General features: G+C 71.8%; 13 protein-coding genes, 1 tRNA gene and 4 pseudogenes. 6 read left to right on the forward strand and 12 right to left on the reverse strand.

The annotated features are described in order from the left end of the window. Window positions 1–50: 50 nt before the first annotated feature. Both L2X98_RS01305 and L2X98_RS01310 read left to right on the forward strand, forming a co-directional pair. Window positions 51–1,305: pseudogene (locus L2X98_RS01305) on the forward strand (MFS transporter). A 59-nt stretch (window positions 1,306–1,364) separates the two neighbouring features. Continuing rightward, window positions 1,365–2,984: an FAD-dependent oxidoreductase gene (locus L2X98_RS01310; protein ID WP_259612086.1), complete on the forward strand. Its 1,620-nt coding sequence runs from the start codon at window positions 1,365–1,367 to the stop codon at window positions 2,982–2,984. Window positions 2,985–3,008: 24 nt separating this feature from the next. On the opposite strand, the gene L2X98_RS01315 is transcribed toward L2X98_RS01310, so the two are convergent. The 10 genes from L2X98_RS01315 to L2X98_RS01360 form a co-directional block, all read right to left on the reverse strand. Beyond that, window positions 3,009–3,425: a pilus assembly protein TadG-related protein gene (locus L2X98_RS01315; RefSeq protein WP_259612087.1), complete on the reverse strand. Its 417-nt coding sequence runs from the start codon at window positions 3,423–3,425 to the stop codon at window positions 3,009–3,011. 45 nt (window positions 3,426–3,470) lie between these two features. After that, entirely contained in the window at window positions 3,471–3,851 is a 381-nt protein-coding gene (locus L2X98_RS01320) for a TadE family protein (RefSeq protein ID WP_259612088.1), read from the reverse strand. 73 nt (window positions 3,852–3,924) lie between these two features. Beyond that, window positions 3,925–4,326, reverse strand: coding sequence for a TadE/TadG family type IV pilus assembly protein (locus tag L2X98_RS01325; RefSeq protein WP_259612089.1), 402 nt, complete (start codon window positions 4,324–4,326; stop codon window positions 3,925–3,927). 4 nt (window positions 4,327–4,330) lie between these two features. Continuing rightward, window positions 4,331–4,489 (reverse strand): hypothetical protein, encoded by a 159-nt coding sequence (locus L2X98_RS01330; protein ID WP_259613431.1) that lies wholly within the window; start codon window positions 4,487–4,489, stop codon window positions 4,331–4,333. A 94-nt stretch (window positions 4,490–4,583) separates the two neighbouring features. After that, entirely contained in the window at window positions 4,584–4,895 is a 312-nt protein-coding gene (locus tag L2X98_RS01335; protein ID WP_259612090.1) for a type II secretion system F family protein, read from the reverse strand. 11 nt (window positions 4,896–4,906) lie between these two features. After that, window positions 4,907–5,269: a hypothetical protein gene (locus L2X98_RS01340; protein WP_259612091.1), complete on the reverse strand. Its 363-nt coding sequence runs from the start codon at window positions 5,267–5,269 to the stop codon at window positions 4,907–4,909. 87 nt (window positions 5,270–5,356) lie between these two features. Then, window positions 5,357–5,515, reverse strand: a complete 159-nt coding sequence (locus tag L2X98_RS01345) for a hypothetical protein (RefSeq protein ID WP_259612092.1) — start codon at window positions 5,513–5,515, stop codon at window positions 5,357–5,359. Next, on the reverse strand, window positions 5,512–6,213 hold the full coding sequence (locus L2X98_RS01350; protein ID WP_354002867.1) for a type II secretion system F family protein: 702 nt from the start codon (window positions 6,211–6,213) through the stop codon (window positions 5,512–5,514). Before L2X98_RS01350 ends, L2X98_RS01345 begins: the two co-directional genes overlap by 4 nt. 150 nt (window positions 6,214–6,363) lie before the next feature. Then, on the reverse strand, window positions 6,364–7,554 hold the full coding sequence (locus tag L2X98_RS01355) for a TadA family conjugal transfer-associated ATPase (RefSeq protein WP_259612093.1): 1,191 nt from the start codon (window positions 7,552–7,554) through the stop codon (window positions 6,364–6,366). Between the two features lie 79 nt (window positions 7,555–7,633). Beyond that, window positions 7,634–8,518 carry an LLM class flavin-dependent oxidoreductase gene (locus tag L2X98_RS01360; RefSeq protein WP_259612094.1) on the reverse strand — a complete coding sequence of 295 codons (885 nt, stop codon included), beginning with the start codon at window positions 8,516–8,518 and terminating at the stop codon, window positions 7,634–7,636. Between the two features lie 56 nt (window positions 8,519–8,574). On the opposite strand from L2X98_RS01360, the gene L2X98_RS01365 reads away from it, so the two are divergent. From L2X98_RS01365 to L2X98_RS01375, 3 genes and pseudogenes are all read left to right on the forward strand, one after another. Beyond that, a complete protein-coding gene (locus L2X98_RS01365; RefSeq protein WP_259612095.1) occupies window positions 8,575–9,030 on the forward strand; it encodes a MarR family winged helix-turn-helix transcriptional regulator in 456 nt (151 codons plus the stop codon). Window positions 9,031–9,128: 98 nt separating this feature from the next. Then, window positions 9,129–9,210 (forward strand) — tRNA-Leu (locus L2X98_RS01370). A 62-nt stretch (window positions 9,211–9,272) separates the two neighbouring features. Beyond that, a pseudogene (locus L2X98_RS01375) lies at window positions 9,273–9,966 on the forward strand (DedA family protein). Here the strand turns inward: L2X98_RS01375 and ku are convergent. Continuing rightward, a complete protein-coding gene (gene ku / locus L2X98_RS01380) occupies window positions 9,963–10,844 on the reverse strand; it encodes a non-homologous end joining protein Ku (protein WP_259612096.1) in 882 nt (293 codons plus the stop codon). The pseudogene L2X98_RS01375 and the gene ku sit on opposite strands and share 4 nt — an antisense overlap. 103 nt (window positions 10,845–10,947) lie before the next feature. Here ku and L2X98_RS22010 point away from each other — a divergent pair. Then, window positions 10,948–13,368, forward strand: a pseudogene (locus L2X98_RS22010) (ATP-dependent DNA ligase). A 122-nt stretch (window positions 13,369–13,490) separates the two neighbouring features. On the opposite strand, the pseudogene L2X98_RS01395 reads toward L2X98_RS22010, so the two are convergent. Then, window positions 13,491–14,400, reverse strand: a pseudogene (locus L2X98_RS01395) (cation diffusion facilitator family transporter). Between the last annotated feature and the right edge of the window lie 76 nt (window positions 14,401–14,476).

Here is a 14,476-nt window from a genome sequence, read left to right on the forward strand (position 1 = left end):
GCGATTCCCCTCCTCTGCGCGTGGGGTCGGTCCTGTGGCGCTTCGGTCCGATGATCTACGGTCCGACCCTGCTGTTCTCGCTCGGCGAGGGCGCCGTGCTGCCGCTGATCCCGGTCATCGCCTCGCAGCTGGGGGCCGGCGTCGCTCTGGCCGCCTTGGTGTCCTCCGCGCTCGTGGTGGGCAAGCTGTGCGGCAATCTCCCCGCCGGGTGGGCGGTCGCCAGGATCGGCGAACGGATGACGATGGTCATCGGCGGCTCTGCGGCGATCGCGGCCAGCGTCGCACTGCTGGCAGCGCCGAACCTCGGCACCCTCACCATCGCGGTGTTCATCCTGGGCTTCTGCGCGGCCGTGTTCGGGCTGGCCCGCCACTCGTTCATGACCACCCGCATCCCGCTGGCATTCCGCGCCCGCGCGCTGTCGCTTCTGGGCGGATCCTTCCGGCTCGGAGTGTTCATCGGTCCGTTCGTCGCCGCCGGCCTGCTCGGCGTGTTCGGCGACGAGCACTCCGCGATCTGGTTCGCGCTGGTGTGCCTGGTCGGGGTGGTGCTGCTCGTGCTGCTCGGCCCCGATCCGGAGAAGGATGCCGCGGCCGCCCTGGCACGAACCCATGCACCGTCCGATCCCCTGCTCGACGAGGACACCGGCGAGACCATCACCGGCCCCGTCCGGGTGACGCGGCCGGGGTCGCCCGGCGTGTTCCGCACCATGCGGGAGCACCGCCACTCTCTCGCGCCTCGGCGTGGCCGCCGCGGCCCTGTCGGCGACGCGGTCGGCGCGTCAGGTGGTGCTGCCGCTGTGGGGCGTGTCGATCGGGCTGGATGCGCAGACGATCGCGGTCGTGGTCGGCGTGTCGGGCGCGCTGGATTTCGCGCTGTTCTATGCGAGCGGTCAGGTGATGGACCGATTCGGCCGGCTGTGGGCCGCCCTGCCGGCGATGCTGATCATGGGCGCGGGTTTCATCGCCCTCGCCTCCACCCACGATCTGCCCGAGGCGGCCATGTGGTACGCCCTGTTCGCGGCGGCCCTGGGGGTCGGAAACGGCATGTCCAGCGGCATCCTGATGACCCTCGGCGCGGACCTGGCCCCACAGGCCGACCCGGCCGCGTTCCTCGGTTCCTGGCGCACGCTGACCGATGCCGGCGGAGCGGCGGCCCCGCTGATGGTCTCGGCCCTGACCGCCGTATGGTCGCTGTCGCTGGCAACCGGCGCCGTCGGCGCGTTCGCTCTGCTGGGCGCGGTCGGGTTCCTGCGCTGGATCCCCCGGTTCGTCCCGCACGAGCGGCAGAACTCACCGCCGCGCTGAGCGCTACTCTGTGCAGTGATGGACGAGGACGACATCCGGCCGCGTGCGACGGCCGCCCCATGATCACGGTCGACGCGCTGCGCGAGATCCCGATCTTCGCACCCCTGCCCGAATCCGCGCTGACCTACCTCGCCGGCGCCGTCGAGGACATCCGCCTCTCCCCCGGCGAGTACTTCGCGCACGAGGGCGACGAGCGGGCGCTGTTCGTCGTGATCGAGGGCGGCGCCGAGATCACCAAGGTGATCAACGGCGAGGAGCGCGTGATAGGACGCCGCCGTCCCGGTCACTTCTTCGGCGAGGTGCCGATGACCCTCAGCACGCCGTTCCCGGCGAGCGGGCGGGCCGGCGTCGCTTCCCGGGTGATCAAGCTCGACGCTGCGGTCTTCTACACGCTGGCCGCCGCCGCCCCGAGCGTGCCGGCCCGGGTCGCCGGGCTGGCGCGGGCCTATCTCGACTCGCTGCAGGAGATGGCCGCGGAGCAGCCCGCGACCCTCGTGCGCGTGGTCGGACCGCGTCGGGATGCCGGAACCCACGCACTGGTCGGCTTCCTCACCCGCAACCAGGTCGCCTTCGACCGGGTGACGCTGGACGAGCCGTCCGCCGACGGCCATCCGGTGCTCGAGACCGCCGGGACCCGGCTCGTGGACCCGCCGATGCGCGCGGTCGCCGAGCTGGTGGGGCTGGACGTCGAACCGGCGTCGGCCCGATACGACCTGGTGATCCTGGGCGCCGGCCCGGCCGGACTGACCGCCGCCGTCAACGGCGCGGCCGAGGGGTTGACCACCGTGGTGATCGAGGGACTCGCGCCCGGCGGACAGGCCGGGACATCCACCCGCATCGAGAACTACACCGGCTTCCCGTTCGGGATCTCCGGTGACGACCTGGCCAGCCGGGCCCTGAAGCAGGCCAAGCGGCTCGGCGCCGAGATCGTCGTGACCCGCACCGTGACCGCGATCGAGCCGCGGGGCGATCGCTCCCGGATCACGCTGGACGGCGGGACCGTGCTGGAGGCGTCGATGGCGGTCATCGCGACCGGTGTGGCCTGGCGCACCCTGCCGGTCGCGGGCATCGAGAGGTTCCTGGGCAGTGGCGTCTACTACGGTGCCGCCCGCAGCGACTCCTCGCTCGCCCAGGGCGCCGACGTCTGCATCGTCGGGGCGGGCAACTCCGCGGGACAGGCGGCGCTCTTCTTCTCGCGGCACGCCCGGTCGGTCACCATCCTGGTGCGCGGTCCGTCGCTGGCGACGAGCATGTCGCGGTATCTGATCGACCAGATCGTCGCCAACGACGGCATCCGGGTGGCCGTGGGCAGCCAGATCACCGGGTTCCACGGCGGCGCCGGCCTCGAGGCGATCGACGTGCACGATGCCGACACCGGCCGCACCGAGCGCCGCGACGCCGCGGTCGTGTTCGTGATGATCGGCGCGGATGCCGCGACCGGCTGGCTGCCGCCCGCGATCGCGCGCGACGCGCACGGCTTCATCGTCACCGGACCGGATGCCGCCGACACCCCGCAGTGGACGGCCCCACGCCGCCCGTTCGCCCTGGAGACGAGTGCCCCCGGCGTGTTCGCCGTCGGCGACGTGCGGTCGGGCTCGGTCAAGCGGGTCGCCGCCGGCGTCGGCGAGGGCGGGATGGCGGTGGCATTCGCGCACGCGTATCTCGCCCTGCCACGGTGAGCCGGCCGCGGTGAAGCGGCCGCCTCAGCGCAACGCGGTTCGGCTGGTCGCGGTCGCCTCGAGCAGGTAGCCGTCGGGGACGAAAATGGTCACCACCGGCGGATGCCACGTCTGGGCCACCCGCACGCGTGCCGACAGGCCGTCCGGCGTGTCGGCCGACACCAGTCGCGCGCCGGTGCCCACGTCCGCGACGAGCGCGGCTGCCTGCGCACGTACGGCGTCACCGGTCAGCGCGGCGGTGGCCGCTCCGTCGTCGGCAGTCAATGCGAACCCGTCCGCACCCGCCAGTGCCGCGGCATCCGCCAACGCATCCAGCTTCTTCTGCGACAGATACAGCGAGGTGGCGTCCACGCAGACGAGCACGGCGACCAGGGCTAGCACCGCGTACCCGATCGTCAGCAGCAGGATGCCTGCCCGCGTCCTCGGCGCTGGGCTCGTCATCGAGGCTGGGCCGGTCGTGGACGCCGGTCCTGCGCCCGCGCCGGATCACGATGCGCCCCAGAGGCGCGAGACCCGCTGCGCGGACGATGCTTCGATCGGGATGCTCGCGGCCCGATCCAGTCCGAGGATGGGCGGGACCAGCGGCAAGGCCACCCGGGTGCGCACGGTGACGGTGAGGGTCGCCCCCGCGCGCGGGCATGCGCCGCCCGCCGGAGCGCACGTCACGGCGAGGTCGACGTCGCCGGCGTCCATCCCGTATTCCGCCACGATCGATCCCAGGACCGCCTCCGCGCGTTCGCGGGCTGCGGCCTCGTCGGGTGCCGTCGCCACCGCACGGGCGATGTGCCGGGCGCCGGACTCGGCACCCAGGGACTGCTCCTGGATCGCCCCCAGTGCGATGACCAGGTACACGATCGGGACGAGCAAGAGCAGCCCGACGAGGATGAACTCGAGCGCCGCAGATCCGCGGTCCGCGAGGTCGTGGTCGGCCGGCGGACACTCAGTCGAAGCTCTCCGCGGGAGCATCCGCGCTCACCTCCAGTCCCCGGGGCGCGCCGAGCAGTCCGACCAGCGGGAGGGGCGCCCGGACCGTCACCCGCACGACGGGGGCTCCACCGAGCGTCTGCGCGGTCGCCGTGACATCGCCGGCATAGGCCGTGCCGACTGCCCGACTGATCAGCGCCCGGGTCCGTGCGGCGCCGTCGGCCAGCGTCTCGTCCGCCAGCGCCGCGCGGTACGCGCCTTCGACGGCGGCGTCATGGACGACATTGCGGACGTAGACCGCCAGTCCCAGCTCGAGCACCCCGAGGGTGAGCAGCGTCAGCAGGGCGCCGACCAGCACGAACTCGACCGGACTCGAGCCGCGGTCGTCACGGTCATGGCGGCCAGGGCGCTCACGCATCCTGCTACAGCCCCGACACCTTGTCGATCGCCTGCTCGAACAGGTCGGCCAGCGCGGGGCCGGCCAGGGCCCAGATCACCACGACCAGACCGGCCGTCATCAACGTGATCAGCACCCAGCCCGGGACGTCTCCACGGTCGTCCGAGACCTCGCCCGCCCACACTCGACGCACTCTGCCCCATGCCGACCGGCAGGCGGTCCGGCGCTTCGCGCGATCTCCTGCATGTTCTTCTCCTCACTCGTGTCACGATCTCGTCTCATCCGATGCCCAGCCGCAGCATGAAGACCCCCGGGAACACGGCGAACAGCACCGACAGCGGAAGGATCAGGAACACCAGCGGCAGGAGCATCAGGATCTCTTTGCGCCCGGCCCGCTCGATGAGTCCGCGCTTGGCGTCCTCGCGGGCGTCGACCGCCTGCGCCTGCAGCACCTGCGCCAGTGGCGCGCCGCGATCCAGCGCCGCCACGATGTGATCGATCGCGCGGGTCAGGGCCGGGATCTGCAGTCCGCGACCGAGGGCGGTCAACGACTCGGACAGCGTCGAACCGGTCCCGACGGCCAGCACCATCGTGCGCAAGCTCACCGGTGAGCTCGCCCGCCCCGACCTGGCCGACGCGGCGCAAGCGAGTCGAGGATGCCCTCACCGGCCGACAGGCACAGTGCGAGGAACTCCAGAACGGTGGGCAGCTCCTCCTCCACCCGCGCGACGCGTGCGCGTGCCGCCCGGCTCAGGATCTGGTCGCAGATCGCGGCCGCGGCGATCGCCGCGATCACCGGCACCGCGACCGCGACCGGCGTGAACCGCCCGGTCAGCACGAGCGCGACCGTGATGAGCCCTCCGACCACCAGCCCGCCCAGCAGCCAGACCAGCTGTCGCGCGCGATACGCCGCGAGACCGGCGCCGTCCGCCCGGCGCCCGGACTGGCGCAGCCGGCGGGCCACGGCATCCGTCCCGCCCAGGACGCTCGCGAGTCGGTCCTGCCGACCCCTGCCACAGCGCGGTCGGCGACGGCACCGGCGCCAGCGGTGTCAGTCCCTGCGGGTCGGCGACGTCGCGGATGTACGGCGCGATCCTTCGCTCCAGGCTCGGCGCACCCCACCGGGCGGCAGCGCGAGCAGCAGGCAGATGCCGGCCCCCAGCCCTCCGCCGAGCACGATCGCCAGGGCGGCGTTGGTGATGCCGATCATCCGAACCACCGCCGCGGCTCGGGCAGCCGGCCCAGGCGGATCATCACCCGGTAGGCGAGGAACGAGACGACCGCGCCGACCAGGATCAGCGCGATCCCCTGCGGGCTGCTGTACGCGTGCGCGCCCTCGGGCCGCATGGCCAGAAGCGCGAGGATCACCCACGGTGCGACCACGCCGAGCACCGCGGCGCCCCGGATCCAGGACTGACGCGCCTCGACTTCGGCCCGCAGTGCGGCATCCGCGCGGACGGAGGTCGCCAGGGCGCGCAGCACGGGCACCAGCTCGGTGCCGCCCACCTGGCGTGCCATGCGCAGGGTCTCCACGATGCGGTCCGCGATCGGATCGGACAGGGCCACCTTGAGCCGCGCGGCGCTGGAGTCGAAGTGCCCGGACGCCGAGACGTCGCGGGCGAAGGCGGCGAAGGCGGGCCGCAGGGCGGGAGGACCGGATGTCTGGAGCGATGCGACCGCGTCGGGCAGCGACATCCCCGCCCGCACCGACGCGATCAGCAGGTCGCAGACGTCCGGCCACAGCGCCCGGCGCAGTCGCAGGAGCCGCAGTCGACGCGCGCGCAGCCAGAGAAGGGGCGCGATCGCCCCCGCGGCCACGGCCAGCACCGCGACGATCGGCACCGGGATGAGCAGCCAGGCCACCGCGCCGGCGACCAGGGCGAGAAGTGCGGCCACGAGCACCGGCACCTTCGGCGGGACGTGGGCGTACCCGGCTTGCCTCCAGCAGGCGATCCAACGCGCCCGGTGTGCGCGGCCGCGGGGTGCGCCCGGCCGGCCACAGCCACGGCGACAGGGCGAGCAGCAGGCCCGCGGCCAGCACGGCACCCCACACGATCGTCATGCGTCTCCCCGTCGGCGCTCGGCCGGCGCGTCGTACACCGTGCGGGTCTCGATGAGGCCGTCCTCCACCCGCCCGGTCGGCGCGATGATCTGCCCGATGCGACGTCGGCCGTCCGCCTCGCGGACGCAGTGCACCACCAGATGCACCGAGGTCGCGATCGCCGGCAGCAGGAAGTCCGCGTCGATGTTGCGGCCGGCCAGCAGCGGCAAGCGCTCGAGCTTGACGAGCGCCTCGCGCGCGGAGTTCGCGTGGATCGTCGCGGCGCCCGGCACGCCCGTGTTCAGCGCGAGGACGAGGTCGAGCGCCTCGGCGTCGCGCACCTCGCCGACCACGAGCCGGTCCGGGCGCATCCGCAGCGCCTCCTTCACCAGTCGGCGCAGCGTCACCTCGCCGGATCCCTCCAGGCTCGGCTGGCGGCCCTGCAGCGCCACGATGTCGGGCGCGTCCACGGCCAGCTCGAACGTCTCCTCCACCGTCACGATGCGCTGCCCCCGCGCGCCGGCGGCGACCAGGGCGGCCAGCAGCGTGGTCTTGCCGGCATGGGTGGCACCGGAGACCAGGATGCTGCGGCCGTCGATCATCGCGGTGCGCAGCAGCTGCGCGCCCTCAGCCGTGATCGATCCGCCCTCCACCAGGCGATCCAGTTCGCGGTAGGCCGGCAGGAACTTGCGGATGTTCACCGACCAGTGGCGCCGGGTCACATCCGGTATCACCACGTGCAGGCGCGATCCGTCCGGCAGGGACGCGTCGGCGAAGGGCTGGCTGAGGTCGACCCGCCGGCCGGTGGCCTGCAGCATCCGCTCGACGAGGTCGCGCACGGCCGTGTCGGTGAGCACCAGCGGCACCCGCTGGGCCACGCCGTCGCGGGCGATGAAGATGCGGTCCGGAGCGTTGATCCACACCTCCTCGACCGTGGGATCATCCAGATACGCCTGCAGCGGGCCGAAGCCCGATACGGCCGCCAGCACGTCGCGCACGCACCCCTGCTCGTCGTCGATCGTGGCCACGCCCCGCGCCAGCGCATAGTCGTTGAACCGGCGCACCTCGGCCCACGCGATCTGCGTCGCCCGCTCCGGATCGCGCGCCGGATCGGCCTGCGCCGCCCGCAGCCGGTCGCGCACCCGTTCGGCGATGTGCTCGGCGGCGGGCGCGGCACCGTCGCCCTGCGACGCATAGGCCAGGCTCATATCAGCATCGTTGCAGGAATCGCCGAACGGCCTCGAAAGTTATCCACAGGCTGTCCGGCGGCGGAGCCGACGGTTACGGTCAGGTGAGCGGACTCACGACGTGCTTGACGAGCCTCCCCACGATTCCTTCCGGGTACCCGCGCGGAAGGTTGAACACCAGGTGGGTCGCCCCCACGGCGATGAGCCTGCTTGCGGTCGCTCGGGTCGCCCCCAGGTCGTCGTAGCCGACCGTGAGCTGCACCGAACGGCCGAGGCTCGACGGGTCGCGTCCCGCTTCTGCACAGAGCGCATCGAGTCTCGCCGAGCGCTCGGCGAACGCGTCGACCGCGTTGTGCGGCGGCCCCGGCATGTTCCAGACATCCGCCCGCTCGGCGACGAGGCGCAGCATCCGGTCGCCCCAGGCGCCCAGCAGCAGCGGAGGACGACGAGCCGGGTGCGGCTCGCTGACCGTCCCGCGCAGAGTGGTGAAGGGACCGTCGAAGTCGAACGGTCCTCCCGTCCACATCAGATCGAGGATGTCCAGTGTCTCGACGAGGCGTGCGATCCCCTCGCTCGGGCGAACGAGATCGATGCCGTAGGCGGCGTACTCCGCGACGGCGGGGTTCGCGGTGAAGCCCCCCGCACCCGCCGGCTGCACGGTGCCCCCGACACCGAGGCCCATGATCAGCCGGCCGCTGGAGATCGCATCGACCGTGCAAGCGATCTTGCCGAGATGTGCAGGATGTCGCAGCCGATTGCTCGTGACGAGCAGCCCGAGCTCCAGTCGCCGGGTCTGCGCCGCGAGGGCGCTCAGAAGCGTCCATCCCTCGAAGAGCGGGCCATCAGTCGGCGGGGCGAGCGGCATCAGATGATCCCAGAGCCAGGCGTCCGCGATCTCGGGCGCCGCGTCGGCATCACGCCACACGCGAACGACATCCTCATAGCCCACGTGCATGGGCGTGGTCTTGATTCCGAAGGTGACCATGACGAGAGTATATCGTCAGTGCGACTGATCGTCAGTGGTACTGATAGATTGGCGCCATGGTGGACAATGTGACCCCGCTCGACGAGCGGCTCGGCTATCTGCTGAAGACCGCGTACGCCCGTCTCGCGCTACGGGTGGATGCGGCTCTGGCGACGTTGGCCCTCACGGCACGCCAACTCGCCCTGCTCTCCGTCATCGCGTCCGACGAAGCGCTCTCGCAGATCGAGGTCAGTGCGCGACTGGGGGTCGACCGGACCTCGATCGTGGCGATGCTCGACGAATTGGAACGCATCGGACTCGTGGAACGGCGCCGAGACGAGCGGGACCGGCGCCGCAACACGCTGGCCCTCACCGCTTCCGGTCGAGTGCGGGTCACCGCGGCCGAGAAGGCACGCGCGGATGTCGAGGCCGACTTCCTGGCGCGACTCGACGAAGACTCGACGCGACGGCTCGTCGCCGCGCTGCAGGCCCTCGCTGCCTCCTCGGACCGTCGTGATCACGCCCGCGCCTGACCACGCAGAGGGGACCTCGTCCACAGGCTGCCCGGCGGCCGAACAGTCGGGTTATCCCCACAGCGCGCACACAGCGCGCTCAGTAGACTGAGAACCGCGCGGGAGTGGTGAAAGCGGCAGACACGCAGGATTTAGGTTCCTGTGCCTTCGGGCGTGTGGGTTCAAGTCCCACCTTCCGCACGGAGTGCCGCACTCTGCCGCTTCCGCTCCCGCTGTCCGCCCCTCTTCCGACGGGACTCCACGTGCACCCAGCAGACCTCGTCCCCTGGCTCAGCCCCGAGACGATCATCGCCGCGGCCGGGCCCTGGGCCCTCCTGGTGGTGTGCTTCATCGTCTTCGCCGAGACCGGGCTGCTGATCGGCTTCATCCTCCCCGGCGATACGCTGCTGGTCATCTCCGGACTGCTGACGAACACCAGCGACATCTTCGGCCTGAACGTCTGGGTGGTCGCGCTGCTGATCGCCGTGGCCGCCTTCGTCGGCGGCGAGGTGGGCTATCTGATCGGCAGCGAAGGGCGGCCCCGCCGTGTTCGAGCGGAAGGAGTCGGGGCTGTTCAGCCGGCAGAACGTCGACCGCACGAACGCCTTCTTCGAGCGCTACGGCGGCCTGACCGTGGTCCTGGCCCGCTTCGTCCCGGTCGTGCGCACGTTCGCACCGGTCGCAGCCGGAGTGGGGCACATGCCCTGGCGCCGCTACTCCGTCTACAACCTGATCGGCGCCGTGCTCTGGGGCTTCGGCCTGACGATGCTCGGCTACGGCATCGGCTACATCCCGTGGGTGGCCAATTTCGTCACCGAGTACATCGACCTGATCCTGCTCGGCGTCGTGGTGATCACGATCACCGTCACCGTCTGGCACTACTTCCGGGAGCGCAGCAAGGTGCGCAGGGAGCTGGCCCGGACGCAGGCGCATCCGCCGACGGATGCCCCGGATTAGCCCGCCTTCTTCTTCTTCGAGCGCGTCCGACCACCGGCATCCGCCGACCCCTCCGCCTCGTCCTTCGCGTCGTCTGATGCCTTCGAGCCGCGGCCGGCGCGCGAGCGCTCGACACTGGCCCGCAGCGCCTCCATCAGGTCGATGACCTCGCCGCCGGTCTCCTCCTCGCGCTCGCCGAACGTCTCGGCGGTGTCGATCGTCTCGCCCTTGGCCAGCTTCGCGTCGATGAGCGTGCGCAGCTCGTCCTGGTACTCGTCGGTGAACGAGGCGGGGTCGAAATCCGCCGCGAAGCTCTCCACCAGAGCCGCCGACAGCTTCAGCTCCTTGTCGGAGATCTTGACCGGCTCGTCGAGCCCACTGAACGCGGCATCCCGGATCTCATCGGCCCACCGCATGGTCTGCAGCGTCAGGACGTCGCCGCGCACCCGCAGCGCCGCCAGCCGGGTCTTCTGGCGCAGCGAGAAGCGCACGATCGCGGTGCGGTCGGTGCGCTCCAGCGTCTCGCGCAGCAGGGCGTAGGCCTTCGGCGAGTTCGAATCGGGCTCGAGGTAGTAGGGGCTCTCGAACAGCAGCGGGTCCAGCTGATCGGTCGGCACGAACTCGACGACCTCGATCTCGCGGCTGCGCTCGCTCGGCAGGGACGCCAGGTCCTCCTTGCTCAGCACGACAGTCTGCTCGCCGTCGTCGTACGCGCGGTCGATGTCGGCGTACGGCACGACCTCGCCGTCCAGCTCGCACACCCGCTGGTATCGGATGCGACCTCCGTCGGCGGCGTGCACCTGGTGCAGGCGCACGTCGTGGTCCTCGGTGGCGGCGTACACCTTGACCGGCACGTTCACCAGCCCGAACGTGAGGGAGCCCTTCCAGATCGCTCTCATGCACTCAGTACACACTGCGAACACGTACGGGGCAACGCCTTGAAGGATCGAGGATGTCGCGACGGGCGTGCGCGCGATGCCGGTCGGCGGGCAGGATGGGCAGATGGGCGACGAACAGCTGGTGCAGATCGGCGGCCGCCGCCTGCGCCTGAGCCGTCTCGACAAGGTGCTCTATCCGGCCACCGGCACCACCAAGGGCGAGGTGATCGACTACTACACGCGGATCGCGCCCCTGCTGCTGCCGCACATCACCGGGCGTCCGGTGACGCGCAAGCGGTGGCCGGAGGGCGTCGACCAGCCGCCGTTCTTCGCCAAGCACCTGGAGGCGGGAGCGCCGGAGTGGGTGCACCGGCTGCCGATCCGCCACTCGACCGGCGAGAAGGACTATCCGCTCGTCGACGACCTGCCCACGCTGGTCTACCTCGCGCAGGTCGCGAGCCTCGAGCTGCACGTGCCGCAGTGGCGGTTCGCCCCGGACGGCGGACGCGGCAATCCGGACCGCCTGGTCCTCGACCTCGACCCCGGACCGGGCACGGGCCTGGCCGAATGCGCGCAGGTCGCATTCTGGGCGCGCGCCATCCTGGCCGACATGGGGCTCGACCCGCATCCGGTCACCAGCGGCAGCAAGGGGATCCACCTGTACGCCGGACTGGACCAGCAGCAGACCAGCGACCAGGCCTCCGCCGTGGCCCGCGAGCTCGCCCGCGCGCTGGAGGCCGATCACCCCGACCTGGTGGTCAGCCGGATGGCCAAGGAGCTGCGCGCCGGGCGCGTGCTCCTGGACTGGAGCCAGAACAACGGCAGCAAGACGACGATCGCCCCGTACTCGCTGCGCGGACGGGCGCACCCCACCGTCGCCGCACCGCGCACCTGGGAGGAGCTGGCCGCCCCCGGACTCGCCCAGCTCGAGATCGCCGAGGTGCTCGAGCGCGCCGACCGGATCGGCGACCCGATGGGTGCGCTCGGGTTCCGCGCCGGCGGCCGGGCCGCGGCATCCGGCCCGCTGTCGGCCTACATCGCCAAACGCGACCCGTCCCGCACCCCCGAGCCGGTGCCCGGCAACCCGCTGGCCGCACCCACGCCGGCGGGCAGCCGCCTCGATTCGTCATCCAGGAGCATCATGCCCGGCGACTGCATTGGGATCTGCGGCTCGAGCACGACGGCGTGTTCGTGAGCTGGGCGGTGCCGCGCGGGGTGCCGCCGACCAGTGGCCGGAACAGCCTTGCCGTGATGACCGAGGACCATCCGCTGGAGTACGGCTCGTTCGAGGGCGCGATCCCGCGCGGCGAATACGGCGGCGGCAGCGTCACGATCTGGGACGACGGCCGCTACGATCCGGAGAAGTGGCGCGACGACGAGGTCATCTTCACCGCGCACGGCCGACCGGGTGGGCCGCTGGGAACCGTGCGGCTGGCGCTGATCCGCACACAGGGCGCCGGCGAGAAGTCCAGCTGGCTGCTGCATCGGACCAAGACGGATGCGGACGGCCGCGTGCAGTCCGACGGCGCTCCGGTGGCGGCCTCGGACCAGGCCGATCCGGAGCCGGCGCATCGCGCCGCCGCGGTCGCGCCGATGCTGTCCACAGCGGCCAAGCCGTCCGTGGCGCGGGCCGCCGCCGAACGCTGGGGTGCGTGGGCCGAGGTCAAGTGGGACGGCATTCGTGCGCTCGGCGTGTGGGACGGCCACGCGCTGCGCCTGTTCGCCCGCAGCGGCACCGACATCACCGCGCGCTACCCCGAGCTGACCGGACACGACGCGGGGCTGGGCGAGACATCCGCCGTCGTCGACGGCGAGGTGATAGCACTGGATGCCGCGGGACGGCCGAGTTTCACCCGGCTCCAGAGCCGGATGCACCTGACGGGGGCGCGGCAGATCGCGGCCGAGCGCGCGCACACGCCGGTGCGGTACCACATGTTCGACGTGCTCGCCGTCGGCGACGAGGACGTCGCGGCCCGGCCGCTGCGCGAGCGGCGCCGGCTTCTGGAGCGGCTGGTCCGGGAAGCGATCGACGAGATCGCGGTGCCGCCGGTGTTCGATGACGTCGACGACGCGCTTGCGACCGCCCAGCGGCTGCGGCTGGAGGGGATCGTCGTGAAGAACCCTGCCTCGCGCTACCGGCGGGGCCAGCGGTCGGACGACTGGCTGAAGGTGAAGCTCACCCGGACCCAGGAGGTCGTGATCGGGGCGATCAGGCCCGGGCGCGGGGGCCGGTCCGGGTCGATCGGATCGCTGCTCCTCGGGATCCCGGGGCCGGACGGGCTGCGGTACGCCGGGCGGGTGGGCAGCGGGTTCAGCGACTCGGTGCTCGCGCGACTGCAGGAGCTGCTCGAGCCGCTGCGCAAGCGACGAGAACCCGTTCGTCGGCGTGCCGCCGACCGATGCGCGCGACGCCCTGTGGGTGCGTCCGCAGCTGGTGGGCGAGGTGGAGTTCGCCGAGTTCAGCCCGGGCGGCATCCTGCGTCATGCCCGGTGGCGCGGCCTGCGGCCCGACAAGTCCCCCGCCGACGTGCGCCGCGAGTCCTGACCCCCGCTGTCCCCTCTCACTTCCCCGCGAAATCGTACGATCCGGCCCACTGCACATGAAACTCGGCCGAAATTGATGTGCACTCGGCCAAATCGTACGATTTCAACGAGAGGAAGGGCGGGTCAGTCGTGAGGGGCGGGCTCGTCGTGGCCGGCCGGCTCGAGCTGGAACGTCGAGTGCTCCACGTCGAAGTGAGTGGACAGGCACCCCTGCAGCTCCGACAGGATGTCGCCGGCCCGCCCGGCCCGCAGCGCATCGGCGTCGACCACGACGTGCGCGGTGAACACGGGGGCGCCGCGGGTGAGCTGCCACACGTGCACGTCGTGCACGTCGCGTACACCGGGAGTGGACAGGATGTGCTCGCGGATCGCCTGCACATGCGTGTCCTTGGGCGCCGACTCGCCCAGCACCGAGACCACCTCGCGCAGCAGCCCGACCGCGCGCGGCACGATCATCGCCGCGATCAGCAGCGAGGCGATGGCGTCGGCGGGCGCCCATCCCGTGGCGAGGATCACGACCGCGGCCACGATCACCAGCGCCGACCCGATCAGGTCGCCCATCACCTCCAGGTACGCGCCGCGCACGTTCATGCCTGCGCTTCTGCGCCGCCGACAGCAGCCACATCGCGACCGCGTTCGCGCACAGCCCGACGATGGCCACGACCAGCATCACCCCGCCCTGCACCTCGGCGGCGGCACCGTGCTCGAGCCGCAGCACCGCCGCGACCGCGACCGATGCCGACAGGACGATGAGGATGACGGCGTTGACCAGGGCGCCGAACACCTCGGCGCGCTGATAGCCGAAGGTGCGCCGGTCGTTCGCCGGCCGGGCGGCGACGATGCTGGCCACCAGAGCGATCACCAGAGCCGCAGCATCCGTGAACATGTGCGCGGCGTCCGCGAGCAGCGCGAGCGACCCCGACAGCACCGCACCGATCACCTGCACGACCATCACCACGCCGGTCAGGGCGAGCGAGATCGCCAGCAGCCGCCGGTTGTCGGCGCCGCGGATGCCGGGCGCGTGATCGTGCATAGCCCCAGGCTAGGACGATGGATGCCGCGGCCCGGCCGTTTCGGCCCTGTCGGGAATGAGTCTGCTTCTCACTGCC

The organism is Microbacterium elymi, from assembly GCF_021582895.2.
Taxonomy (GTDB): Bacteria; Actinomycetota; Actinomycetes; order Actinomycetales; family Microbacteriaceae; genus Microbacterium; species Microbacterium humicola.

Bases quoted from the DNA above. Each gene is read 5' to 3' on its own strand.
- L2X98_RS01310 (WP_259612086.1), top strand. From the start codon at position 1,365: ATGATCACGGTCGACGCGCTGCGCGAGATCCCGATCTTCGCACCCCTG.
- L2X98_RS01315 (WP_259612087.1), bottom strand. From the start codon at position 3,425: ATGACGAGCCCAGCGCCGAGGACGCGGGCAGGCATCCTGCTGCTGACG.
- L2X98_RS01325 (WP_259612089.1), bottom strand. From the start codon at position 4,326: ATGCGTGAGCGCCCTGGCCGCCATGACCGTGACGACCGCGGCTCGAGT.
- L2X98_RS01335 (WP_259612090.1), bottom strand. From the start codon at position 4,895: ATGGTGCTGGCCGTCGGGACCGGTTCGACGCTGTCCGAGTCGTTGACC.
- L2X98_RS01345 (WP_259612092.1), bottom strand. From the start codon at position 5,515: ATGATCGGCATCACCAACGCCGCCCTGGCGATCGTGCTCGGCGGAGGG.
- L2X98_RS01355 (WP_259612093.1), bottom strand. From the start codon at position 7,554: ATGAGCCTGGCCTATGCGTCGCAGGGCGACGGTGCCGCGCCCGCCGCC.
- L2X98_RS01360 (WP_259612094.1), bottom strand. From the start codon at position 8,518: ATGGTCACCTTCGGAATCAAGACCACGCCCATGCACGTGGGCTATGAG.
- L2X98_RS01365 (WP_259612095.1), top strand. From the start codon at position 8,575: ATGGTGGACAATGTGACCCCGCTCGACGAGCGGCTCGGCTATCTGCTG.
- ku (WP_259612096.1), bottom strand. From the start codon at position 10,844: ATGAGAGCGATCTGGAAGGGCTCCCTCACGTTCGGGCTGGTGAACGTG.